Here is a 21,765-nt window from a genome sequence, read left to right as displayed (position 1 = left end):
TCTACTATTCTTGGCGCTAAATATGATATGGCGGACGCCTGAAGACGCCTAGAATGACACCCACTTCGGATGTCATGTGAGCAGCGTCCATGGTCGCCCTACAACAACAACCACAGCCCCCCGAAGCCACCTCGCAGATAAAACCGGAACTGCGGGTTGGCTTCGTGCTCCTCAACCAGTTCACCCTGGTCCCGGTCGCTGGCCTGGTCGACTCGCTGCGCTTCGCTGCCGACAAGTCGTTCCGCAGCCAGCAAGTGTATTGCCAATGGGACTGGATGACCCTGGACGACCAGCCGATCACCGCCAGTTGCGGCATGCCCATTTCGCCGACCAAACCGCTCAACCTGTTTGCCCAGTACGACTACATCGTGCTGGCGGGCGGGCTGCTGGGCGAAACGCGTAACCCCCCAGACTGGCTACTCGATGCCCTGCGTGAGGTGCATGCGGCCAATATCCCGATCATCGCCCTGTGTTCAGGTTCGTTCGTGCTGGGCAAGGCCGGCCTGCTCGATGGCCGGCGGTGCGCGTTGCATTTCACCTTGCGCGATGAGTTCAAGGAGCGTTTCCCGCTGTCCACCGCCGTGATCGACAAGAGCTATGTGGATGACCGCGGCATTATCACTTGCCCGGGCGGCACGGCCATCGACCTGGCGGCCAACCTGATTCGCCGGCACTGCGGCGCGGTGCGTGCGCAGAAGGGCTTGGAGTACCTGCTGGTGGACGAGCGTGCCGACGCGCAAGAGGACAAGGCCGCCAGCGAAAGCGTTTACCAGAACGACCGTGTGCAACGGGCCATTGCCTTCATGCGCGCCAACCTGGATGCCTCGATGACCCTCAAGGCGGTGGCCGAGGCAGTGGGCACACACCCGCGGCAGTTGCACCGCGAGTTCGTTGCCAACACGCAAGAGCCGCCGGCCAACTACTGGCGCAAGCTGCGCCTGGACCACGCCCGGCGCTTGCTGGTGAATACCAGCCAGAACATCACCACCATTGCCTTGGCGTGTGGGTTTTCCGATGCGTCGCACTTCATCTTGTGGTTCCGCAAGCAGTACGGCGAGACGCCTTACAGCTTCCGCAAACGGCGGCATGAAGTGGAGCGGTTTGACTGGCATGGGGACAAAGTAGGCTTGGACCCGGAGCTGTAGCTGTGTACACATCTCCAGCGCTACCCGTGTAGGCGCTGGCTTGCCTGCGAATGGGCCGCAAAGCGGCCCCGGCGCTATCAAAGCTGACCAAAAGCCTGAATTTCGATCCGATACTCAGGCGCCGCCAGCGCAGCCCCCACACACGCCCGTACCGGTGGCTGCTGCCCGACCCAAGCGTCATACACCTCATTCATCGCCGCAAACTCCCCCATGTCAGCCAGCCAGATCTGCACGCGGGTCAGGTTGCCCTTACCTGCGCCAACCTGTGCCAGCCACTGCTCCAACTGCGCCAGCACGCACCGCGTCTGCGCAGCGATATCGCCCGGTGCAAGGGCGACGATCCCGGAGGTTTCCAGGCGGCCATCCACCAGAACCATCTGGCTGGCCCGTTTGCCGGGGTTGATACGTTCGATCATCCGCGCGCTCCTCAGAACAGTACGTAGGTCTTGCGCAGGGTCTCGCGGATCTCCCACACGCCTTCGCAGTTCTCCGGGAACAGCACCGCATCGCCCGCCCGCAGCTCGACCGGCTCGCCACCGTCGGGGGTAAAGGTGCAGCTGCCGCTGACGATATGGCTGAATTCGCGGTTTTTCAGGAAGCGGCGGAATACCCCGGGGCTGCTTTCCCAGATGCCGATGCTGGCACCCACCGCTTCATCGGTCTGGTCCTGGGCGCTGGCGGCGTGGGCGATCGGTTCGCCGATCGGCAGCCGGGCAGGGGCTGGCGTGCCCAGGGGCGAGGTAGCGGCATTGCGGACAACGGTAAGCACTTGATTCATGGTGTGGCTCCTTCAGGCTTTTCGGGCAACGTTTTTGTAGGACGGTGACGGTGCAGGGGCGGCCCCGCCCAATGCGGCGGCTTGCTGCAGGTCGAGCTTGCTGGTCTCTGGGGCCAGCCACCACGAGATCAGTGCACCGAACAGTGAGATCAACGCGGCGGCGAACATGGTGTTGGCAATGCCATAGGTGGCCAGGGAAATAGGCACCAGGTAGGTGCCCACGGCCGCGCCGATACGTGACAGCGAAGTGGCCAGGCCAACGGCAGACGCGCGGATCTCGGTGGGGAACAATTCGTTGGGGTAGACGTATTCCAGCACCTGGGCGCCGCCGATCAACACCGCGTAGGCGCCAAACAGCACCAGCACGGTGGTGGGCGATGCGTCGGGGAACACGCCCAGCAGCACCAGCGACATGCCCGACCAGAGGAAGCTGTGGATCAGCATCTTGCGCCGCCCCAGGCGGTTGATCAGCTTGGTTGCCAGCAGGCAGCCAAGGGTGAACAGCAGGGTGATGGCGATCGAGCCGTAGGCGGCCCAGTCGCCGGTGAGCTTCAGCGCCTGCAGCACCTTTGGGGCGAACGCATAGATGGCGAACAGCGGGACGATGGCGCAGGTCCAGAACAGGGTGACAAAGGCCATGCGCTTGCCGTAGCCGGAGTGGAACAGCGACCACACCGACACCGGTTTGCCGCTGACGTGTTCGGGCAGATCGGCGATGGAGTAATCCGGGCCATAGACGCGTTTGATCACGGCATCCGCCTCGGCAGTGCGGCCCTTGCTCAGCAGCCAACGTGGCGATTCTGGCGTGCCGCTACGGGCAATCAGGAACAACGCACCCGGGACCAACGCACTGGCCAATACCCAGCGCCAGCCGTCATCGCCGCCGACGCGCAGCAACAGTTCACCGACCACGTAGGCCACGGCGGCCCCGGCGAACCACATCAGTACCATCGCCGCCAGCAGCGGCCCGCGTTGCTTGCGTGGCAGGAACTCGGCCAGCAGCGAGGTAGCGATCGGGTAGTCGGCGCCGACCGCGATACCAATCAACAACCGCCAGGCGAACAATGCCCAGGCCGACTCGACCCAGAACTGCGCCACCGAAAAACCGACAATGGCGATCAGGTCGACCAGGTACAGCACCTTGCGCCCGTATTTGTCGGTGAACCAGCCACCCAGGAAGCCGCCGAGGAACACCCCGATCAGCGCCGAAGCCGCAATCAGCCCCTCCCAGAAGGCCGACAGTTGCAGGGCCTGGGTGATCTGCAGCATGGCCACGCCGATGATGCTCAGCACATAGCCGTCGAGGAACGGGCCTCCGGCGGAATAGACCGTCAGTTTGCGGTGGAACGCATTGAGTGGCGCATCTTCGACGGAGCGTTTCGGGACAGACATTGGACTTACCTCTTGTTGTTATTTGACGCACTTGCGTGGCGGCACTATGGCACCGGGTTGCAGGGGTTCCCTATAACGATTCGGACGGGTCGTGGGATGGCATTGCGAAGTGTGAATGGCACTGTAGAAGCAGCCTTGTGCTGCGAAGAGGCCGGCGACATCAGCCAAGATTTACGGCGTTGTCACCGGCCTCTTCGCAGCGCAAGGCTGCGCCTACCGCGACCGAGTCAATAGCGCATCCAGCACCACTTCGCAGGCCGCGCCCCAGCTGGCACTTACCGGTTGATGCATCAACACGGCCAGCCCATCGGCGGTAAAGGTGCCCGGCGTGGCAATCGCTTGCCCCAGGGCCTTGAGCGTGTGTTCGGGTTGGCGCTGGGCACTGCTCACACAGTCGTGCAGGTTGCCCAGTACCAAAGCGCGTGCGTCGGTTGCGGGCAAGCCTTTGTCAGTCAGCCACTGCTGCAGGTCGTGCAAAAGGAAGTAGAACCAGCCATTCATGCACGCGGCCACCGTGGCCAGCTCGAACGCCGCTTCATCCTGCAATACCACCAGGTTGCCCAGCCCGGCCAGGCATCGCTCAGCGGGGGGATCCGGGGGGTAGACCACTACTGTGGACTGGTTGTGTTGCGCGGCATAAGACAGCATCACGCGCACGCAGTGAGCGGCGGGGAAGGCGGCTTGCAGCTGTTGCAGGTTCACACCTGCTGCCAACGACAGCAGGCGTTGTCCGGGGTGCAGGCGTACCTCGCCGGCCAGGTCTGCCAGTGTTTCCGGGCGTACGCCCAGCATCAGCACCTCGGCCCGATCGACTACCGCCTGATTGCTCGGCAGTACCTGGCAACCGTGTGCGTGGGTCAGTGTTTCGGCGCGCTGGGCGTTGCGTGGCGACAGCAGGATCGCGCCGTCGAAACCACCGCGGCGCAGGCCGATAACGACTTTTTCGGTCAGCTCGCCGACCCCGAGGATGCCCAGGCTATGCATGATGCCTCCTTGTCAGCTTTCCAGGCCGGCGCGGCGCTGGCCCCAGTGCAGGTTCAGGTTGACGCCCAGGCTCAGCAGCGGCTCCGGCGGGTTGCGGTTGGGCCCGGCCGCGCCCAGCAGGAAGTCGATCAGCTCGTCACGCTCGCCACTCAGCCAGTCGGCCAACAGGGTCCCGGTGGCGGTGCCCCGTGTAATTCCCAGGCCGTTGCAGCACAGCGCCGCATGGACATTGGGTGCCAGCGTGCCGAAGTGCGATTGGTGGTTGCGCGACAGGCACATCGAACCGCCCCAGGTGAATTCGAACGGTGTACCCGCAAGCATCGGGAAGCGCCGCTCGAACGACGCCCGGTGCTGTCGTCCGGCCCGTTGCAGGTGGCGCTGGTTGGCGCGCCCATCGGCGTTGAAACTGAAGCTGTTGCGCACCAGCAGGCGCTGGTCCGGGGTGCGTCGCAGGGTGCTGCCAAACGGGTCGGCGGGGATGATGCCCCAGGTCGCCTTGCCACCCAGGCGTGCTTGTTCGTCTTCGCTCAGGGGCCGGGTCATGCTGGCGTAGGTGAAAATCGGCAGCAGCCGCCCCGGCAGGAAGCCGAAGTACGAGGCGAAGGCGTTGTTGGTCAGCAGCAACTGCTCGGCAACGATCTCGCCATGGGCATGCGTAAGGGTGATGCGCGTGCCCTGTTCGATGCGGGTGATGGTGGTGTGTTCGTACAGCGTCACGTTGCTGGGCAGGCTGTCTGCCAGGCCTTTGGCCAAGGCGGCCGGCTGCAGTAACTGGGTACCTGGGGTGTACAACGCTTTGCGGTAGAACGCGGTGCCGAAGTGCTCGGGCAGGTCACGGGCATCGATCATCTGGTAAGGCTGGCCGAGTTTCTCCAGGCCGCTGCGGTACGCTTCGAGCACCGCCAACCCCTTGTCTTCGACCGCCGCCTGGTACTTGCCGTCCGGGCGGATCTGGCAGTCGATGCCATGCTGCTGGATCAGCGTGTGCAGTATCGACTGCGCGCGCAGGTTGAGCTTGAGGTTCATCCGCGCCGTGGCCAGCTCACCGATGTAGTCCGGTGCGCCGATGTCATGGGGCAGGTCGATGGCAAAGCCCGAGTTGCGCCCCGAGGCGCCAAAGCCGACTTCCTGGGCTTCGAGCAGGATCACCTCGTCATTCGGGTGATGCAGCGCCAGCTGCCGTGCGGCGGCAAGGCCGGTGAAGCCAGCACCGAGCACCACCCAGCGCGCTTCGCTCCGCCCCCGGTGCGCGGCACGTGGCTGGCGCAGGGGGCTGAGGTGGAACCAGCCGCAACCGTTGTCGTCCGCGGGGGTAGAGGTGTTTCTGTACATGGGTTTTATCCGTGTTGTTTTCTTCACTGTCGCATGGCCCGGGCGGTGGGCATATAACGGGAATGACGGGTCGTGGGAGGTTTTGGATTGACCGCGGCAAGCCCTGCATGATTTGCTCGGTTTGCCGGTGACTGGCCCGTGCAAAGGCCCCGGCACCTAACGATCATTCAAAGGAAACTGAAGGTCTGCCATGTCCGAATACACGCTCCACTGCTTCGCCGAATCCGGCAATGCCTACAAAGCCGCCCTCATGCTCGAACTCACCGGCCAGCCTTGGCAGCCGGTGTTCGTCGACTTTTTCAACGGCCAAACCCGCGAGCAGGCCTGGCGCGATGAAGTGAACGAGCAGGGCGAGGTGCCGGTGCTCGAACACGCGGGCAAGTCGTTCACCCAATCGGCCTTGATCCTGGAATACCTCGCTGAGCAAACCGGCCAGTTTGGCCCACGCGATGAGGACGAAAAGCGCGAGATCTGGCGCTGGATGCTGTTCGACAACCACAAGTTCACCAGCTACTACGCGGCGCTGCGGTTTATCTATTGCCTGAAACAGATGGGCGAAACCGATGTGACCAAGTTTTTGCGTGATCGCGCCACGGCGGCCTATCGCATCGTTGATGCACATTTGGCGAAGACGCCGTTCATGGTCGGCGGGCGCTTGACCATCGCCGACCTGTCGTTGGCGGGGTATGTGTTCATGCCTGAAGACACGGGTATCGCGCTGGACGAATTCGTTCATATCGAGGCCTGGAAAGCGCGGATCAAGGGCACGCCAGGCTGGAAACACCCCTATGACCTGATGCCGCGGACAGCGCCTGTTCAAGTGCCATTCGGATGACTGGTCGTGACAAGCGCTAGCGCATGACTACGCTCAGGACGTAAGACACATTCTGCAACAACTGGCCAGTTGGCCCTGATGGATCTCGCTCACCCGCTGCAGATGGAAGGCCGCACTGGTTTGCAGGTCGCCCCATGGGGGGGCCGGAACTCACGGGGGTCATGTGCAACCCCCGTGCTACTCCAAGCGGAGGCTCTACATGCTCAAAAAATGCTTGTTGGCTTTGGCAATCGGCGCGGTTTTGTCAGCGTCGGCCGTGTTGGTGCCTGACTCCATTGGCGGTGCGTCCAGCGCGTATGCGAAGGATGGCGGTGGTGGAGGTGGCGGCGGCCATGGTGGCGGCGGTGGCGGCGGTGGTCATGGCGGCGGTGGGGGTGGTAGCGGTGGTGGAGGTGGCGGCGGTCACGGCGGCGGCAGCGGTGGTGGAGGTGGTCATGGTGGTGGCAGTGGAGGCGGCGGCAGTGGCGGTGGTGGAGGCCACGGCGGCAGTGGGAGCGGACACAGCGGCGATGGCGGCGGACATGCCAGCTCAGGCCGTGGTGAAAGTGGACGCAATGGCGCCGATGATGGTGCCAACCATGAGGCCAACCATGAGGCCAACCATGAGGCCAACCATGAGGCCAACCATGAGGCCAACCATGAGGCCAACCATGAGGCCAACCATGAGGCCAACCATGAGGCCAACCACGAAGCGAATCACGAAGCGAATCACGAAGCGAATCACGAAGCGAATCACAGTGTTGGCGAGGCCCACGGTGTAGGGCATGGCGCCGATGATGGGGCCGATCATGATGTCGGCGATGATCATGGCGGTGACCGCACCTAGCATTTGAGTGGCCCGTATCGGCCTCTTCGCGGGTAAACCCGCTCCCACAGGATCTTCACTGGCCTTGAAAGCAGTGGAATACCTGTAGGAGCGGGCTTGCCCGCGAAGAGGCCGGTACGGGCACTGCACATTTCAAATCGACAACCGCACCACCCGGTTATCTAGAACTTGCGATGCTTGCCCCCGCCTTTTGTTCACCACCAACTCGCCAATCGCGATCAGCCGGGTCCGGGTGATGTTGCGCGACAGCCCCAGCAACTGCGCGGTATGCACCTGGTTGTAATGGCAAAAACGGTACGCCGAGCGCAGCAGGGCATTTTCGACCTTCTCGTACAGCCCCCCAGGCTGCTCCTCGTACAATTGGCTAAACGCCCGCTGCAGCAGTTCTTCCACGGCATTGCTGGCAGGCTCCTCCTGCCGTTCGATACGCAGGTTGGACAGCCGCAAATCCTCCGCCTGGATCACCCCGTCAGCACAGGTCAACAAGCTGTGGTGAATGACGTTTTCCAACTCACGGATATTGCCCGGCCACGCATAGTCAACCAGCTTGGCCTGGGCCGTCGGGTTCAGTTCCACCGGCCCGTAGCCCAGCCGGTCGCTGTAGCTACGAATGAAATGCCGCGCCAATGGCAGGATGTCACCTGGCCGGTCACGCAGCGGGTGCAACTGCAAGGTCACCACGTTTAGCCGGTAATACAAGTCTTCGCGAAAATGCCCGGCATTGATGGCCTTCTCTAGCTGCACGTTGGTCGCCGCCAGCACCCGCACATTGATCGGGATGCTTTTGCGTGAACCCAGCCGCACCACTTCGCGCTCCTGCAACACCCGCAGCAGCTTGACCTGGATCGGCAAGGGCAGGTCGCCGATCTCATCGAGGAACAGCGTGCCGCCGTCAGCCTCCTCGAACCAGCCGGCCTTGGCCGCCAGGGCGCCGGTGAAGGCGCCTTTTTCATGGCCGAACAGTTCGGCCTCCACCAGCGACTCGGAAAACGCCCCGCAATTGACCGCGACGAATGGGCCGTTACGCCGGCCGCTGAGGTTATGAATATGGCGTGCGACCAGCTCCTTGCCCGTGCCGGTTTCGCCGATGATCAGCACGCTCGCCTCACTCGGCGCGACCTGTTGCAGGTGGGCGAGCAGCGCCTGTGACCTGGGGTCTTCGAAAACCTGCGCGGTCGCCCTGATCGAGGTGGCCAGTGTCGGGGACGGGGGGAGGGTCAGCAGTTGCATGGGCAATCCTCAGGAGTAGAAGGATGGGTCAGGGCGCTTGCCGTTGAGGGCCCACTCGCCCAATTCATGGATGCGGTAGTCCACGGGGTCGTGCAGGGTCTGTGTCCTCAGGTTGCGCCAGTGGCGGTCGAAGCGCAGCGAGGCGTGGGTAGCGCGGGCACCGGTGACCTCGAACAGCCGGTTGCAGATATCCAGGCCATGGCGGCTGGCGGCAACCTTGGCGGTGCCGATGGCCAGGGCCAGGTCGCCGCGTTCCTCTGCGCTTAAGGCATGCTCCTTGGCCCAGGCGCTATCGAGCTGGCGGGCAGCGCGTTCGATCAGCAAACGGACGCTTTCCAGGCCGATCCAGAACTCGCCGTAATGGCGCAGCACATAAGGGTCTTCGGCAGTGGTGGTGGCGTTTGAGCGGAACCACGGCCGGCTTTCCTTGAGGGTGTACTGGCGGGCTTCCTCGTACGCGCCTTCGGCGATACCCAGGAACAGGTTGGCGAAGTGCAGCTGCGCGATCAGCGGGCGCAAGGCGGCGAAGGGCGTGCTCAGCGGCCCTGGGTCGAGCAGCAGTTCAGAGTGCTCGACCCGCACCCGTTCAAACGTGGCGCTGCCGCTGTCGGTCTGGCGTTGGCCGATGTTGTGCCAGTCGCTGTGCAGGCTGATACCGGTACGGCCACTGGGGATCGCGGCGATCAGCAGTTTGCCGCCCGCGCGTTCGTCCACGGCGGAGGCGATCAGCATTTCCGAGTCGCTGGCACCGGAGCAGAAGCTCTTCTTGCCAGAGAATTCGCACCAACCGTCGAAGTGCTTGACCACGGTGCGTGTGTCCAGCGGGTTGAGGGCGTTACCCCAAAACCACTGCTTGCGTGCAGTCTGCTCGAACCACGGCTGCCATTGGTCTGGGCGCGAAAACAGGCGCACGGTGGCCAGCATCAGGTGATGGAAACCGAAGACGTGGGCAATGGAGCTGTCGACCCGGGCGAACTCGCGCACCACTTCGAAAGTATCGAACCAGCTCGCGCCTTGGCCACCGAACGCTTGTGGGATAGCCAGCGACAACAGGCCGCTGCCACGCAGCGCGTCGCGCTCAGCCTTGGGCGTACCGCCGCGCTCGTCACGCTCGACGGCGGTCTGGGCGAACTGCCCAGCCAACTCGCGGGCGATGGCCAGGGCAGGGCGTGGTGCCGTGTTTACCGGTGCATTCATGGCCGCTCCTCAGGCGCTTTTGCGCAGCGCGTGATGGGCGCCGAACAGAGGCACGGCACGTTCGGCGGCCAGGCGGATACGCGCGGCGAGGGCCTCACTGGAAACGCGGTAGTCGGCCAGTTCCGCTTGGCTGGCAAACACACCAATCGGCAGTGTCAGGGCCTGCAGGAAGCTGAACAGCGGGCGCAACTGGTGATCGAGCACCAGCGCGTGGCGCTCACTGCCCCCAGTGGCGGCGAGCAGCACTGGGGTGTCGACCAGGGCGTCCTGACCAATAAGGTCGAACAGATGCTTGAAGTGGCCGGTAAAGCTGCCGCGGTACACCGGCGTGGTCACCACCAGCAGGTCGGCCTTTTCCACCAGCCGCAGTTGATGCTCCACCGCCTCGGGCAGCTCGCTGCGCCACAGGGCACTGCCCAACGGGCGGGCAATGTCACCCAGGTCGATGAGGTGAGGCTTGATGTTCAGGTGTTCGGCCAGTTCCGCGAGGATCGCCTCGGTCAGGGCCAAGGTGCGCGAAGGGCGGGAAGTACCGCCAGACAGGGCGACGACATTCAGTGGGGTGCTCATGGGCAAGTCTCCGGTTCGGGTTGAGCGGGGGACTTTGCTGGAGCAATCGTCGTGCCGTTTATAAAACGTATTTTAGATCAACGGGTTACGCGTTATAGCGCCCGGGGCGATGTTGCCGTGCGGGCGCTGGCTGTTGATCGGGTGTTGCGCTGCAGACAGTTGGCCGGGTGTTGGCGGCTGTACAGTTGGGAGTGTTATAGAGGAATTTGGGTGCGGCTAAAAAAGAATAAGAACTTATATTCTTATTCCACGAACCAGTCGGCGCGCGCGAAGCTCGATTTCCTAGACGCTGCAAATCCCATGGCGAACCCCTAGCAACCCATCGCCACATCCACCCCTAACCGTGCGGCACTGCCTTGGTCGCCGCATTGCCCGCATATTCAGGCTTCAAGTGCCCCTGCTCATCCAGCAGGTACGCATCCATCACCTCGCGCACCACCGGCCCCGCCACACGCCCGCCCGCTTCGCCGTTCTCGATCATCACCGCCACCACCACGCTTGGGTGATCGGCCGGTGCGAAACCGACGAACAGGGCGTTGTCGCGGTGCCGTTCCAGGGTCTTGTTGCGGTTGTAACGCTCGCCTTGCTTGATCGCCACCACCTGCGCCGTGCCGCTCTTGCCGGCGATGCGGTACTGGGCGCCGGCCGCCGAGGCGCGGGCGATGCCGCGGGGGTCGTGCATGACCATTTGCATGCCTTGGCTGACCTGGTCCCAGGCGCGTTTGTCATGCAGCACGATGTCGGGCATCGGGTTGGGGTCGACCGGGGTCTCGCCACCCACTGTCATGGCCAGGTGCGGGCGGTGCCATACACCCTTGCTCGCCAGCAGGCTGGTGGCCTGGGCCAATTGCAGCGGGGTGACCTGCATGTAGCCCTGGCCGATCCCCAGGATCAACGTCTCGCCCGGGAACCAGGCCTGGCGGCGCGTGGCGCGCTTCCATTCGGCGGAAGGCATCAGCCCGGACGCTTCCTCGAACATGTCCAGCGACACCTTCTGCCCCAGGCCGAACTCGGCCATGTAGTCGTGCAGGCGCTCGATCCCCAGCTTGTGCGCGAGGTCGTAGAAGTAGGTGTCGTTGGACCGCATGATGGCGGTGTACATGTCTACCCAGCCGTCACCGCTGCGGTTCCAGTTGCGGTATTTGTGTTCGTAGTTGGGCAGCTCGTAGTAGCCCGGGTCGAACACCCGGCTGCCGGGGGTGATCACGCCACTGTCCAGGCCGGCGATGGCCACTTCCGGCTTGACCGTCGAGCCCGGCGCATACAAACCGCGCAGCACGCGGTTGAACAGCGGCCGGTCGATGGAATCGCGCAGGGCGGCGTACTGCTTGAAGCTGATGCCTTTGACGAACAGGTTGGGGTCGAAGCTTGGGTTGCTGACCATCGCCAGCACGTCGCCATTGGCAGGGTCCAGCACCACCACCGAACCGCGGCGGTCGCCCAGGGCCTTTTCGGCCGCCAGTTGCAAGTGGCTGTCCAGGCTCAGGATGATGTCCTTGCCGGGGATCGGGGCCTTGTGGTTGAGCACGCGCATGACCCGGCCCTGGGCGTTGGTCTCGACTTCTTCATAGCCCACCTGGCCGTGCAGCTGGCGTTCGTAGAAGTGCTCGATACCGGTCTTGCCGATCGACTGCGTGCCGCGATACTCGGTGCTGTCGAGGGTCTTGGCTTCTTTCTCGTTGATGCGCCCGACATAACCCACCGAATGGGCGAAATGCTCGGCCAGTGGGTATTCGCGGATGAACTGCGGTTCTACTTCAAGGCCGGGCAGGCGGAACTGGTTTACCGCAACCAGGGCGATCTGTTCTTCGTTCAGGCCGACCATCAGGGTGACCGGCTCGAAGGGTTTGCGGCCGCGGCGCAGGTCCTTGTCGAACTGACGGCGGTCATCCTCCGAAAGCCTCAACACCTGCGCCAGGGTATCCAGCACTTTGGCTGAGTCGCCGGCCCGCTCACGGGTCATGGTCAGGTCGAAACTGGGCTTGTTGTCGGCCAGCACCACACCGTTGCGGTCATAGATCAGCCCGCGCTCAGGGGCGATGGGCAGCACGTGTACGCGGTTGTTTTCCGACACGGCGGTCTGCTGGTCATGTTGCAGCACCTGCAGCACATAAAGGCGGCCCACGAGGACGGCGACCAGGGTGAAGACCAGGGTGGCGCAGGCGATCAGCCGGCGGTTGACCAGGTGCTTTTCCTTTTCGTGGTCCTTGAGGGGGATGGGCTGCGGCATGGGTGGCTCTGTGGGGTGGCGGTGTGGCCGGGCGGCGGCCCCGGGGCCGGCGATGCTACGCAACCCCTCCCTTTCGCTCAAGGCAGGCGGCCTTGGGCAGGGGCTGGCGATCAGCTGTTGGCCCCGGTATCAGGGTGTTCACGGCGAACATGAAGATTTGTTCATGCCTGTATTCGGATGGCTGGGCAGAGGGGGCGTGGAAGGTTATTTTTGGATCCACAGAACAACTGCTGTGCGATAAGCGAACGAAATAATCATCAAGCGCTAAATTCATAAGGCACTGAAAATTAACGAGTTATTGTATTAATTCGTTCTGGGGTCGCCGCTTTATGTCGTCGGATTGGCGTTTGCCAAAATTCATCCTGTTGTCTGTGGATCCATTATCTGGTTGATTAGCGCCTGACGACGGCCAGCCCTCCGGCCGTGCGCGACGACAATTACAAGAAGGGTCCAGTCATGAATGGCTTATCTCGGGCACGGAACTGTCAACGTTCCTTCTGCTCTGCTTGCGTGTGCACGCCTGTCCTCCCGCCTGTGGCCCGCATCGGCCTGCAGGTGGCCCCATGAACATCGATCTCAAGCAACGTCTGGACAATGACCCGATGGGCCGCTTCCAGTGCCTGGCCATCGGCATTTGCATCGTGCTGAACATGATCGATGGCTTTGACGTGCTGGTGATGGCCTTCACGGCCGCCTCGGTGTCTGCCGAGTGGGGCCTGAGTGGGGCGCAGGTGGGGCTGCTGCTCAGCGCCGGCCTGTTCGGTATGGCGGCAGGGTCACTGTTTATTGCGCCGTGGGCCGACCGCGTTGGCCGGCGCCCATTGATTCTGTTCTGTCTGGCGCTTTCCGGTGTCGGCATGTTGCTCTCGGCGTTGAGCCAGAGCCCGTTGCAACTGGCGCTGCTACGCGGGCTGACCGGCCTTGGCATCGGCGGCATCCTGGCCAGCAGCAATGTGATCGCCAGTGAATATGCCAGCAAACGCTGGCGTGGCCTGGCGGTGAGCCTGCAGTCCACGGGGTATGCCCTGGGCGCGACCTTGGGCGGCTTGTTGGCGGTATGGCTGCTGGGTCACTGGGGCTGGCGTTCGGTGTTCCTGTTCGGTGGCATTGTCACGGTGCTGGTGATCCCGTTGGTGCTGCTGTGGCTGCCGGAGTCGCTGGACTTTTTGTTGGCACGCCGCCCGGCGAATGCCTTGGCGCGGGTCAATCGGTTGGCCGACAAGCTCGGGCAACCAGCACTGTCCCAGTTGCCGCCGCCCGCGCAAAGCGTGCCCGGTGCCGCCACAGGGTTCAGGCAGTTGCTGACCCCCGCCATGCGTCGCACGACGCTGGTGATCTGGTTGCTGTTCTTCCTGGTGATGTTCGGCTTCTACTTCGTCATGAGCTGGACCCCGAAGCTGCTGGTCGCGGCTGGCTTGTCGGCGCAGCAGGGCATTACCGGCGGAGTGTTGCTGAGCGTTGGCGGCATCCTTGGTGCGGCGCTGATTGGCGGCCTGTCGTCACGCTGGCCACTGAGCCGCGTGTTGGCGATGTTCATGCTGGTCACGGCCGGGCTGCTGGTGCTGTTCGTGGCCAGCGGGTCATCGGTCACTGCCGCGCTGGCGCTGGGCTTGCTGATCGGGCTGTTCGCCAACGGTTGCGTGGCTGGGCTGTATGCGCTGTCACCGGTGGTCTATGACGCGTCGGTGCGCGCCACTGGGGTGGGCTGGGGCATCGGCATTGGCCGGATTGGCGCAATCCTGTCGCCGACCGTGGCCGGCGTACTGCTCGACGGCGGCTGGCAACCGCTGCACCTGTATGGGGTGTTTGCCAGTGTCTTCGTGCTTGCTGCTGGTTGCCTGCTTTTGCTCAAGCCAGCGTCGCGGCCGGGGCAGGCAGTGATGGCCGATGCCTAGGGTCGGGCTTGCCGTGCATCCCAGCAAAATTTTGCCAAAAATGGGTGTGGCTGGCAGGTGTACGCCGCAGCAATTTTGCCGGCATTGAGATCGCGCGCCGCGCGGGCGGCGCTCGATCTCATGGCCACCCAATGCGTCGTGGCGAGCACTACGATAAGATTACCGCTCATGTCTCTGGAAACTGCCTGGATGAGCAAGCCCGGTCAATTGGTGCTGGTTACGCTTCGCAAGATGATCGCCTCCGGCGAGTTGGCGGCCGGCGAGCGTCTGATGGAAATCCCCACCGCCGAACTGTTCGGTGTCTCGCGGATGCCGGTGCGCATGGCATTTCGCACCCTGGAGCAGGAGGGCCTGCTGGTGCGTTTTGGCGGGCGTGGGTTTCAGGTGCGTTCCGTCAGCGCAGACGACATCGCCGGTGCGGTCGAGGTGCGTGGCGTGCTGGAAGGCCTGGCTGCGCGCCAAGCGGCAGAGCGTGGGCTGTCCGCTGAAGCGCGCGCAGCGCTGCAGCGCTGCCTGGTCGAAGGCGACCAGCTGTTCGACAAGGGTTTTGTCACCGAGGAAGACCTGCAGGCCTACCATGACCTCAACATGCGCTTCCACCAGGTGATCATCGCGGCCAGCCACAACCCGGCGATTGCCGATGCCCTGGCGCGCAATGACCACCTGCCGTTTGCCTCGGTCACTGCGCTGGCCGTGGACCGCCACGACCTGGCGCGAGAGTACCGGCGCTTCAACTATGCACACATGCAGCACCATTCGGTGTTCGATGCCCTGGTCAGCGGGCAGGGCGCCCGCGCCGAGGCCATCATGCGCGAGCACGCCAATGCCACCTTGCGCTACGCCGAGACGTTCGGCGCGGCCACGGCCGATGCGCGCATGAAGGTCATCCTGCCCTCGTCCTGAAGCGCTTCAGATATCCAGCACCAGCAGCGGCGTTTTCGATCGCGAGCAACAGGGCGTGAACTGATCGTTCTGCGCCTGCTCCTGTTCCGTGAGGAACAGGTCGCGATGCTCCGGTGTGCCTGCCAGCACGCGCGTCAGGCAGGTGCCGCAAATGCCTTGCTCGCACGACATGGCGATCGCGATGCCGTGCTGTTCAAGCACCTGCACCACACTCTGGTCGGCGGGCACCTCGAAGACCTGGCCGGTGCTGTTCACCTGCACCGAGAAGCTGCCGTCGTTCTGCGTATCAACCGGCGCGGCGGCAAAGTATTCGCGGTGCAGGCAGGCCTCCTGCCAGCCCTGCGCCTTGGCGCTTTCCAGCACATGCTGCATGAACCCGCTTGGGCCGCACACATACAGGTGCATATCGTCTTGCGGGTTGGCCAATACCTGAGCGATGTCCAGTGCAGTCTCGGGTTGCTCGTCGAAATGCACGAACAGGCGGTCAGCGAAGGCGGCACCGCGCATGCGTTCGACGAAGGCTGCACGTTCGCTGGAACGGGCGCAGTAATGCAGTTCGAAGTCCTCGCCGCTGTGGGCCAGTTGCTCGGCCATGCAGAGGATCGGCGTAATGCCGATGCCACCTGCGAACAACAGGCTGCGACGGGCGCCCAGGGCCAGGGGGAACAAGTTGCGCGGTGCGCTGATACGCAAGCGGGCACCGTTGTGCACCTGCTCGTGCAGGCTGCGCGAGCCGCCACGTGAGGCAGGGTCCTTGAGTACGCCGATCAGGTAACGGTGGCGTTCTTCGGGGTGATTGCACAGTGAATACTGGCGGACTTGCCCATCCGGCAGGTGCACGTCAATGTGCGCGCCTGCGCTAAAGGGCGGTAGCAGGCTGCCATCGAGTGCGGCCAGCTCGAAGCTGCAGATGTCCTGCGCTTCGTCGTTACGGGAAACCACTACGGCATCGATCATGTCCGTTCCTCGTCAGGCTGGGCTTGCGCTGGTCGCGATCAGTTGGGCTTGGGCCGTGCGTTCGTTGGCGATCAGGCGCTCCAATATCTTGCGCGACTGGACCCCGCCGGCATCGATGTTGAGCTTGAGCAGGTTGCGCTCGGGGTAGGCGAGCAGGTTCTGTTGCTGGCGTTCGAGCATTTCCAGGTCTTCGCTGAAAATCTTGCCCTGGCCCTCGCGGATGTTGGCGGTCAGCGTTTCGTCGTGCGCTGCAAAGTTGCGCGCCATGCCCCAGAAGTACCAGATCGAGGTGTCGGTCTCTGGGGTGATGAAGTCGACCACGATGCTCGAGGCTTTATGCTGCGCATCGGCGTGATAACCCCCTTTGCCTGCGTGGGCCACGCCAACTTCGATTAGCACATGGCTGGGTGGGGTGAAGCGGCAGATCTGCCAGCGGTCCACCGGCACATCGTCGGCCAGGCCGTTGCCGCGCAGGGCCATGCGCCAGAACGGCGGTGCCATGATGTTTTCCATGTGCCGGGCAGTCACCACTTCGTCACCGGTGACGGTGGTCACGGGCGGGGCTTCGTCGATTTCCTTCTGACCAATGCTGGAGGCATGCACGTAGGTTTCGTGGGTCAGGTCCATGAGGTTGTCGATCATCAGCCGGTAGTCGCAGCCAATGTGGAACAGCCCGCCGCCGTAGGCCCACGCGTCATTCACCGCCCACTCCAGGTGTGGGATCAGGCTTGGGTCCGCTTGCGCCTGGTCGCCGGGCCAGACCCAGATGAAGCCGTAGCGCTCGACCACCGCGAAGGTTTTGTTGCAAGGGAAGCCCCTGACCCGCTGCCCTGGCATCTCGACGGTCTTGCCGTCGCAGCCCATCACCAGGCCATGGTAGCCACACACCAGGTTGCCGTTTTCGACATAGCCCAACGACAGTGGGGCGCCACGGTGCGGGCAAAAATCTTCCACTGCAGCCACCCGGTTTTCGTGGCCCCTATAGAACACGATCCGCTCCCCGCAGACCTGACGGCCCAGCGGTTTCTCGGCGATTTCATCGGGGGTGCAGGCGACATACCACGTGTTTTTGGGATACATGGAGGCTCTCCGGGGTAGCGATTGTTTTTATTTAATGGATCCATTAAATAAGAAGGATGGCGGCTGGGTCAAACGGAAGCGCGCAATTGTCTTGGTATTTTGGGCGATTATCGAACTTGCTCTCGTTGGTTTGTTGCTTAGTGGATCCACTAAGTGGGTGACTGACGGTCTAATGGCCTGCTTGTGCTATTCCTTATGAGGCGCTCAGTCACCTCGTGCGAGGTGCTGCCACGAGGAACCCCCGCAATGCTGGTCGTCGAGCAACTGCACAAGTCATTCATCACACCCCAAGGCCCGCTGCCGGTACTGCAGGGCATCGACCTGCGCCTGGCGCGCGGCAGCAGCCTGGCGCTGATGGGGGAGTCGGGGAGTGGCAAGAGCACCTTGCTGCATTTGATTGCCGGCCTGGACCGGGCCGACAGCGGGCGCATCTTGATTGATGACGAACCCCTCGATGGTCGTTCGGAGTCGGCACTGGCGCGGTGGCGCCGGGATGGCATTGGCCTGGTGTTCCAGCAGTACAACCTGATCAGCAGCCTGGACGTGGCGGCCAACCTTGCGTTTCAGGCCCGGCTTGCCAACCGGCATGACCCGCACTGGCTGGCGTACTTGGGAGAGCGCCTGGGGCTGGCTGCGTTATTGACGCGCTACCCGGAACAGCTATCTGGCGGCCAGCAACAGCGGGTCGCCATTGGCCGCGCCCTGGCCGGTCGCCCCGCCTGGGTGTTGGCAGACGAGCCGACCGGCAGCCTTGACGAAGCCAGCAGCGATGAGGTGTTAGGCCTGTTTTTGCAACTGGTCGCCGAGGCCGGCAGCAGTGTCCTGATGGTGACCCACAGCCAGCGCCTGGCGGCGCGGCTAGCGCACAGTTGCTACCTGCAGGCGGGCCGCGTGCGCGCCGAGCACGGCCTATGAGCCCATTGCTGCTGACCCTGCAGGCGCTGTTGAGCCATTGGCGGCGCCATCGCGTGCAGTGCCTTAGCATCTTTACCGGGTTGTGGCTGGCCACTGCTTTATGGACCGGCGTCCAGGCACTCAACAGCCAGGCGCGCAGCGACTACGCCCGCGCCAGTGCGGTACTGGCGGCACCGATGCAGGCGCAACTGGTGCCGCGTGACGGCGAACGCTTCGAGCAGGCGCTGTATGTGCAATTGCGCCAGTTGGGCTGGCCGGTTGCCCCGGTACTGGAGGGGCGGCTGCGGTTTTCTGGCGAGCAGCCGGTGACTGTCCGGCTGATTGGCGTCGAGCCGTTGAGCTTGCCAGTTTCCACTGCCGTGGCCGGTGTGCGGGTGGCCGATTTCGACCTGCAGGCCTTTATCGGCACGCCGGGGCAGGCCTGGGTAGGGCCGGACACCTTGCGCCAACTGGGCAAAACCGTTACCGACGTGGCTGTCAGCAGCGAAGGGCAGCGGCTGCCACCCTTTGTGCTCAAGCCGGAGTTGGCGCCCGGGGTGATCATGGTCGACATCGGCCATGCGCAGGCCTTGCTGCAGGCACCCGGACAGCTGTCGCGGCTTCTACTGACAGGGCCTTCGGCGCCCTTGCCCGCAGCCATCGCTGCGCGGCTCGAACTGCAAACACCGAGTGATGACGGTGGCCTGCAACGCCTGACCGAGAGCTTTCACCTGAACCTCACCGCCCTCGGCTTGCTGGCCTTCGTGGTCGGGCTGTTCATCGCCCACGCCGCCATTGGCCTGGCACTGGAGCAGCGCCGTGGCTTGATCAGAAGCCTGCGGGCCTGTGGCGTCAGTTTGCATTGCCTGTTGCTCGGCCTGGCGCTGGAGCTGGGCCTGTTCGCGGTGCTGGGCGGGCTGGCCGGGGTGGCGGGCGGCTATGGGCTGGCCGCGTTGCTGTTGCCAGACGTTGCCGCGAGTTTGCGTGGTTTGTATGGCGCCCAGGTCGCCAGCGTGTTGCACCTGTCGGCTGGGTGGTGGTTGGCTGGGGTGCTGGTGAGTGTGCTCGGGGCCTTGTTGGCGGGGCTGAGCAGTGTTTTGCAGGCCGCGCGCCTGCCCCTGTTGGCGCTGGCTCAACCCCAGGCCTGGCGCTTGGCGCAAGGCCGTTGGTTGCGGCGCCAAACGTGGGTGGCACTGCTGTTGCTGCTGGTGGCGCTTGGCTGTTGGCAACTGGGCCAGGGCTTGGCCAGCGCTTTCGCCTTCCTGGCGGCGTTGTTGCTGGCCTCGGCGTTGCTGTTACCGCCCTTGCTCGACGGCGTGCTGGCCTGGGCTGCGCGTGGGCGCCGACGGCCGCTGTCGCAGTGGTTCGTCGCCGACAGCCGCCAGCAATTACCCGGGTTGAGCCTGGCGCTGATGGCCTTGTTGCTGGCACTGGCCGCCAGTGTTGGCGTGGGCAGCATGACCGAGGGCTTTCGCAAGACCTTCATCGGCTGGCTCGATGCGCGTTTGTCCGCCGACCTTTACGTGACGCCTCGGGACACCGCGCAGGGCCTGCAGATCAGTGAGTGGCTCAAGCAGCAACCTGCGGCCACGGCGGTGCTGCCAGGCTGGCGTGTGGAAACGCACCTTAAGGGTTGGCCAGTGCAGGTGCAGGGGGTTATCGACCACCCGGCCTACCGCGACCGCTGGCCGTTGCTGGACCAGCACGCGCAGGCCTGGCAGCAGTTGGCGGCGGGCAAGGCGGTGATGCTCAGTGAACAACTGGCCCGCCGCCTAGGGCTGGCGGTGGGCGACACTTTGATGCTGGCGGCCGACGCTGCGCCGCCCATGACAGTGGTGGGGGTGTATGCAGACTATGGCAACCCCAAGGGCCACGTGCTGGTCAATGCCGAATGGCTGCGCAGGCATTGGCCGCAGGCGACATTGACCGGCCTGAGCGTAAATGTCGCGCCCACGGACCTGGCGCCCCTCAAGGCTGCGTTGCAGCAGCGCTTTGCCCTGGACGACAGCCGGGTGGTCGAGCAATCGCGCCTGAAGCGCTGGTCGACCGAGGTGTTCAACCGCACCTTTGCCGCCACCGCCGCCCTCAACAGCCTGACACTGGGTGTCGCCGGCGTGGCCATGTTCATCAACCTGCTGACCCTGAGCCAGAGCCGCCTGGGCCAGCTGGCGCCGCTTTGGGCATTGGGTGTGCGGCGCACGCAACTGGTGTGGCTGACCCTGGGCCAGACGCTCATGCTGAGCAGCCTCACCGTGCTGCTGGCGATCCCTGTCGGTGTCGTGTTGGCCTGGTGCCTGGTGGCGGTGGTGAACGTGCAGGCATTTGGCTGGCGGTTGCCGCTGTATGTGTTTCCTGGGCAATTGGTGCAACTGGCGGTGCTGGGCATCCTCACCAGCCTGCTGGCCAGTGCCTGGCCGCTGTGGCAACTGGCGCGGCGCCAGCCCAGCGATCTGTTGAGGCAGTTTGCCGATGAACGTTAAAGCCTGTGTCGTGCTGTGCGCGCTGCTGAGCGGCTGCGACCAGCCTGCGCCAGCGCCGCAGAGTTTTGCCGGGTTGGGCGAGCAGGCCAGTGGGTTCAGCCAGGTGACCCGCGATCACCCCTTGGTGTTCCCGCGTGATCACGGGGCTCATGAGGGGTTTCGCATCGAATGGTGGTATGTCACCGCCAACCTTGAAGACGCCCAAGGGCGGGACTGGGGCGCGCAGTGGACGCTGTTCCGTTCGGCCTTGCGCCCGGGGGCGGAAACGGCCGACTGGAACAGCCCGAACCTGTGGATGGGGCATGCTGCCCTGACAGGGCCGGGTGGGCATCGCGCTGGCGAGACCCTGGCGCGTGGCGGTGTCGGGCAAGCAGGCGTCGAAGTCCAGCCGTTCAGGGCCTGGATCAATGACTGGTCACTGCAAGGTGATGAGGGCATTGCAGGGTTGCACATGAAGGCTGCCGCCCAAGGCTTTGGTTACGACCTGAATCTGCGCAGTGACAGGCCGCTGGTGCTGCACGGCAGCCAGGGCTACAGCGAAAAGTCGGGCAAGGGGCAAGCGTCGTATTACTACAGCCAGCCGTTCTACCGCGTCAGCGGCGAGGTGGAGCGCGATGGCCTATGCATTGCGGTCACCGGGCAGGCTTGGCTGGACCGGGAGTGGAGCAGCCAGCCGCTGGCGGCCGGGCAAACGGGCTGGGACTGGTTTTCACTGCACCTGGACAGCGGCGCGAAGCTGATGCTGTTTCAGGTGCGCGAGGCCAAGGGTTTGCCGTATCGGGCGGGGACCTGGGTCAGTGCCCAGGGTGAGGTGGTAGCGCTGCGAAGCGATCAGATTCAGCTTCAGGCGTTGGCCTGGACGCGGCAGGAAAACGGCAAGGAGGTGCCGACACGTTGGCGAGTGCGGGTGTTGGCGTACGGCGTTGATGTGCAGGTTGATGCCGTCGAGCCGCGTGCCTGGATGAACACCCGGTTTCCATACTGGGAGGGGCCGGTGAGGTTGCAGGGGAGTGCGGGCGGGCGGGGGTATCTGGAGA

General features: G+C 64.0%; 19 protein-coding genes. 8 read left to right on the top strand and 11 right to left on the bottom strand.

The window, feature by feature from the left end:
- Positions 1–89: 89 nt before the first annotated feature.
- Positions 90–1,145: a GlxA family transcriptional regulator gene (locus HU750_RS11950; RefSeq protein ID WP_186679763.1), complete on the top strand. Its 1,056-nt coding sequence runs from the start codon at positions 90–92 to the stop codon at positions 1,143–1,145.
- 77 nt (positions 1,146–1,222) lie between these two features.
- Here the strand turns inward: HU750_RS11950 and HU750_RS11945 are convergent, their stop codons facing one another.
- The 5 genes from HU750_RS11945 to HU750_RS11925 form a co-directional block, all read right to left on the bottom strand.
- Positions 1,223–1,561, bottom strand: a complete 339-nt coding sequence (locus HU750_RS11945; RefSeq protein ID WP_027593698.1) for a RidA family protein — start codon at positions 1,559–1,561, stop codon at positions 1,223–1,225.
- 11 nt (positions 1,562–1,572) lie between these two features.
- Positions 1,573–1,923 (bottom strand): cupin domain-containing protein, encoded by a 351-nt coding sequence (locus tag HU750_RS11940; RefSeq protein WP_186679760.1) that lies wholly within the window; start codon positions 1,921–1,923, stop codon positions 1,573–1,575.
- Positions 1,924–1,935: 12 nt separating this feature from the next.
- Positions 1,936–3,315: an MFS transporter gene (locus HU750_RS11935; RefSeq protein WP_099453710.1), complete on the bottom strand. Its 1,380-nt coding sequence runs from the start codon at positions 3,313–3,315 to the stop codon at positions 1,936–1,938.
- 213 nt (positions 3,316–3,528) lie between these two features.
- Entirely contained in the window at positions 3,529–4,299 is a 771-nt protein-coding gene (locus tag HU750_RS11930; protein WP_186679756.1) for an NAD(P)-binding domain-containing protein, read from the bottom strand.
- Positions 4,300–4,311: 12 nt separating this feature from the next.
- Positions 4,312–5,631, bottom strand: coding sequence for an NAD(P)/FAD-dependent oxidoreductase (locus HU750_RS11925; RefSeq protein ID WP_186679753.1), 1,320 nt, complete (start codon positions 5,629–5,631; stop codon positions 4,312–4,314).
- A 190-nt stretch (positions 5,632–5,821) separates the two neighbouring features.
- On the opposite strand from HU750_RS11925, the gene HU750_RS11920 reads away from it, so the two are divergent.
- Together HU750_RS11920 and HU750_RS27170 are read left to right on the top strand one after the other, a co-directional pair.
- A complete protein-coding gene (locus tag HU750_RS11920; protein ID WP_186679751.1) occupies positions 5,822–6,466 on the top strand; it encodes a glutathione S-transferase family protein in 645 nt (214 codons plus the stop codon).
- A 199-nt stretch (positions 6,467–6,665) separates the two neighbouring features.
- Positions 6,666–7,292, top strand: a complete 627-nt coding sequence (locus HU750_RS27170) for a hypothetical protein (RefSeq protein WP_238348893.1) — start codon at positions 6,666–6,668, stop codon at positions 7,290–7,292.
- A 132-nt stretch (positions 7,293–7,424) separates the two neighbouring features.
- On the opposite strand, the gene sfnR is transcribed toward HU750_RS27170, so the two are convergent.
- From sfnR to mrdA, 4 genes are all read right to left on the bottom strand, one after another.
- Positions 7,425–8,522 (bottom strand): sigma54-dependent transcriptional activator SfnR, encoded by a 1,098-nt coding sequence (gene sfnR / locus HU750_RS11905; protein WP_186679743.1) that lies wholly within the window; start codon positions 8,520–8,522, stop codon positions 7,425–7,427.
- Positions 8,523–8,531: 9 nt separating this feature from the next.
- Positions 8,532–9,719 (bottom strand): acyl-CoA dehydrogenase family protein, encoded by a 1,188-nt coding sequence (locus tag HU750_RS11900; RefSeq protein ID WP_186679741.1) that lies wholly within the window; start codon positions 9,717–9,719, stop codon positions 8,532–8,534.
- 9 nt (positions 9,720–9,728) lie between these two features.
- Positions 9,729–10,289 (bottom strand): FMN reductase, encoded by a 561-nt coding sequence (gene msuE / locus HU750_RS11895; protein WP_186679739.1) that lies wholly within the window; start codon positions 10,287–10,289, stop codon positions 9,729–9,731.
- Positions 10,290–10,626: 337 nt separating this feature from the next.
- A complete protein-coding gene (gene mrdA / locus HU750_RS11890) occupies positions 10,627–12,519 on the bottom strand; it encodes a penicillin-binding protein 2 (RefSeq protein ID WP_186679734.1) in 1,893 nt (630 codons plus the stop codon).
- A gap of 563 nt (positions 12,520–13,082) precedes the next feature.
- On the opposite strand from mrdA, the gene HU750_RS11885 reads away from it, so the two are divergent.
- On the top strand, positions 13,083–14,414 hold the full coding sequence (locus HU750_RS11885; RefSeq protein WP_186679731.1) for an MFS transporter: 1,332 nt from the start codon (positions 13,083–13,085) through the stop codon (positions 14,412–14,414).
- Positions 14,415–14,603: 189 nt separating this feature from the next.
- Complete coding sequence (locus HU750_RS11880; RefSeq protein ID WP_027593685.1) at positions 14,604–15,317, top strand: GntR family transcriptional regulator; 714 nt, start codon at positions 14,604–14,606, stop codon at positions 15,315–15,317.
- A gap of 6 nt (positions 15,318–15,323) precedes the next feature.
- Here HU750_RS11880 and HU750_RS11875 read toward each other — a convergent pair whose 3' ends face one another.
- On the bottom strand, positions 15,324–16,274 hold the full coding sequence (locus HU750_RS11875) for a PDR/VanB family oxidoreductase (RefSeq protein WP_186679727.1): 951 nt from the start codon (positions 16,272–16,274) through the stop codon (positions 15,324–15,326).
- Positions 16,275–16,286: 12 nt separating this feature from the next.
- Positions 16,287–17,354 carry an aromatic ring-hydroxylating dioxygenase subunit alpha gene (locus HU750_RS11870; RefSeq protein WP_027593683.1) on the bottom strand — a complete coding sequence of 356 codons (1,068 nt, stop codon included), beginning with the start codon at positions 17,352–17,354 and terminating at the stop codon, positions 16,287–16,289.
- Positions 17,355–17,600: 246 nt separating this feature from the next.
- On the opposite strand from HU750_RS11870, the gene HU750_RS11865 reads away from it, so the two are divergent.
- From HU750_RS11865 to HU750_RS11855, 3 genes are all read left to right on the top strand, one after another.
- Complete coding sequence (locus HU750_RS11865) at positions 17,601–18,269, top strand: ABC transporter ATP-binding protein (protein WP_186679724.1); 669 nt, start codon at positions 17,601–17,603, stop codon at positions 18,267–18,269.
- The gene (locus tag HU750_RS11860; protein ID WP_186679723.1) at positions 18,266–20,728 is read left to right on the top strand and encodes an ABC transporter permease; all 2,463 of its coding nucleotides are present in this window, start codon (positions 18,266–18,268) and stop codon (positions 20,726–20,728) included. The genes HU750_RS11865 and HU750_RS11860 overlap by 4 nt, the downstream gene beginning before the upstream one ends.
- A partial coding sequence (locus tag HU750_RS11855; protein WP_186679717.1) for a lipocalin-like domain-containing protein occupies positions 20,718–21,765 on the top strand: 1,048 nt, incomplete at its 3' end. The genes HU750_RS11860 and HU750_RS11855, both read left to right, overlap by 11 nt.

It is taken from the genome of Pseudomonas sp. SWRI50 (genome assembly GCF_014269095.1).
Classification (GTDB): Bacteria; Pseudomonadota; Gammaproteobacteria; order Pseudomonadales; family Pseudomonadaceae; genus Aquipseudomonas; species Aquipseudomonas kermanshahensis.
Note: the sequence above shows the minus strand (reverse complement) of the source record. Positions and strands in the feature narration are given on the sequence as shown.

What these genes read in the sequence shown, in the direction of transcription:
- msuE (WP_186679739.1), bottom strand. Translation starts at nt 10,289, where the DNA reads ATGAGCACCCCACTGAATGTCGTCGCCCTGTCTGGCGGTACTTCCCGC.
- HU750_RS11920 (WP_186679751.1), top strand. Translation starts at nt 5,822, where the DNA reads ATGTCCGAATACACGCTCCACTGCTTCGCCGAATCCGGCAATGCCTAC.
- HU750_RS11885 (WP_186679731.1), top strand. Translation starts at nt 13,083, where the DNA reads ATGAACATCGATCTCAAGCAACGTCTGGACAATGACCCGATGGGCCGC.
- mrdA (WP_186679734.1), bottom strand. Translation starts at nt 12,519, where the DNA reads ATGCCGCAGCCCATCCCCCTCAAGGACCACGAAAAGGAAAAGCACCTG.
- HU750_RS11875 (WP_186679727.1), bottom strand. Translation starts at nt 16,274, where the DNA reads ATGATCGATGCCGTAGTGGTTTCCCGTAACGACGAAGCGCAGGACATC.
- HU750_RS11880 (WP_027593685.1), top strand. Translation starts at nt 14,604, where the DNA reads ATGAGCAAGCCCGGTCAATTGGTGCTGGTTACGCTTCGCAAGATGATC.
- HU750_RS11925 (WP_186679753.1), bottom strand. Translation starts at nt 5,631, where the DNA reads ATGTACAGAAACACCTCTACCCCCGCGGACGACAACGGTTGCGGCTGG.
- HU750_RS11870 (WP_027593683.1), bottom strand. Translation starts at nt 17,354, where the DNA reads ATGTATCCCAAAAACACGTGGTATGTCGCCTGCACCCCCGATGAAATC.
- HU750_RS11860 (WP_186679723.1), top strand. Translation starts at nt 18,266, where the DNA reads ATGAGCCCATTGCTGCTGACCCTGCAGGCGCTGTTGAGCCATTGGCGG.
- HU750_RS27170 (WP_238348893.1), top strand. Translation starts at nt 6,666, where the DNA reads ATGCTCAAAAAATGCTTGTTGGCTTTGGCAATCGGCGCGGTTTTGTCA.
- HU750_RS11945 (WP_027593698.1), bottom strand. Translation starts at nt 1,561, where the DNA reads ATGATCGAACGTATCAACCCCGGCAAACGGGCCAGCCAGATGGTTCTG.
- HU750_RS11950 (WP_186679763.1), top strand. Translation starts at nt 90, where the DNA reads ATGGTCGCCCTACAACAACAACCACAGCCCCCCGAAGCCACCTCGCAG.
- HU750_RS11900 (WP_186679741.1), bottom strand. Translation starts at nt 9,719, where the DNA reads ATGAATGCACCGGTAAACACGGCACCACGCCCTGCCCTGGCCATCGCC.
- HU750_RS11935 (WP_099453710.1), bottom strand. Translation starts at nt 3,315, where the DNA reads ATGTCTGTCCCGAAACGCTCCGTCGAAGATGCGCCACTCAATGCGTTC.
- HU750_RS11865 (WP_186679724.1), top strand. Translation starts at nt 17,601, where the DNA reads ATGCTGGTCGTCGAGCAACTGCACAAGTCATTCATCACACCCCAAGGC.
- sfnR (WP_186679743.1), bottom strand. Translation starts at nt 8,522, where the DNA reads ATGCAACTGCTGACCCTCCCCCCGTCCCCGACACTGGCCACCTCGATC.
- HU750_RS11930 (WP_186679756.1), bottom strand. Translation starts at nt 4,299, where the DNA reads ATGCATAGCCTGGGCATCCTCGGGGTCGGCGAGCTGACCGAAAAAGTC.
- HU750_RS11940 (WP_186679760.1), bottom strand. Translation starts at nt 1,923, where the DNA reads ATGAATCAAGTGCTTACCGTTGTCCGCAATGCCGCTACCTCGCCCCTG.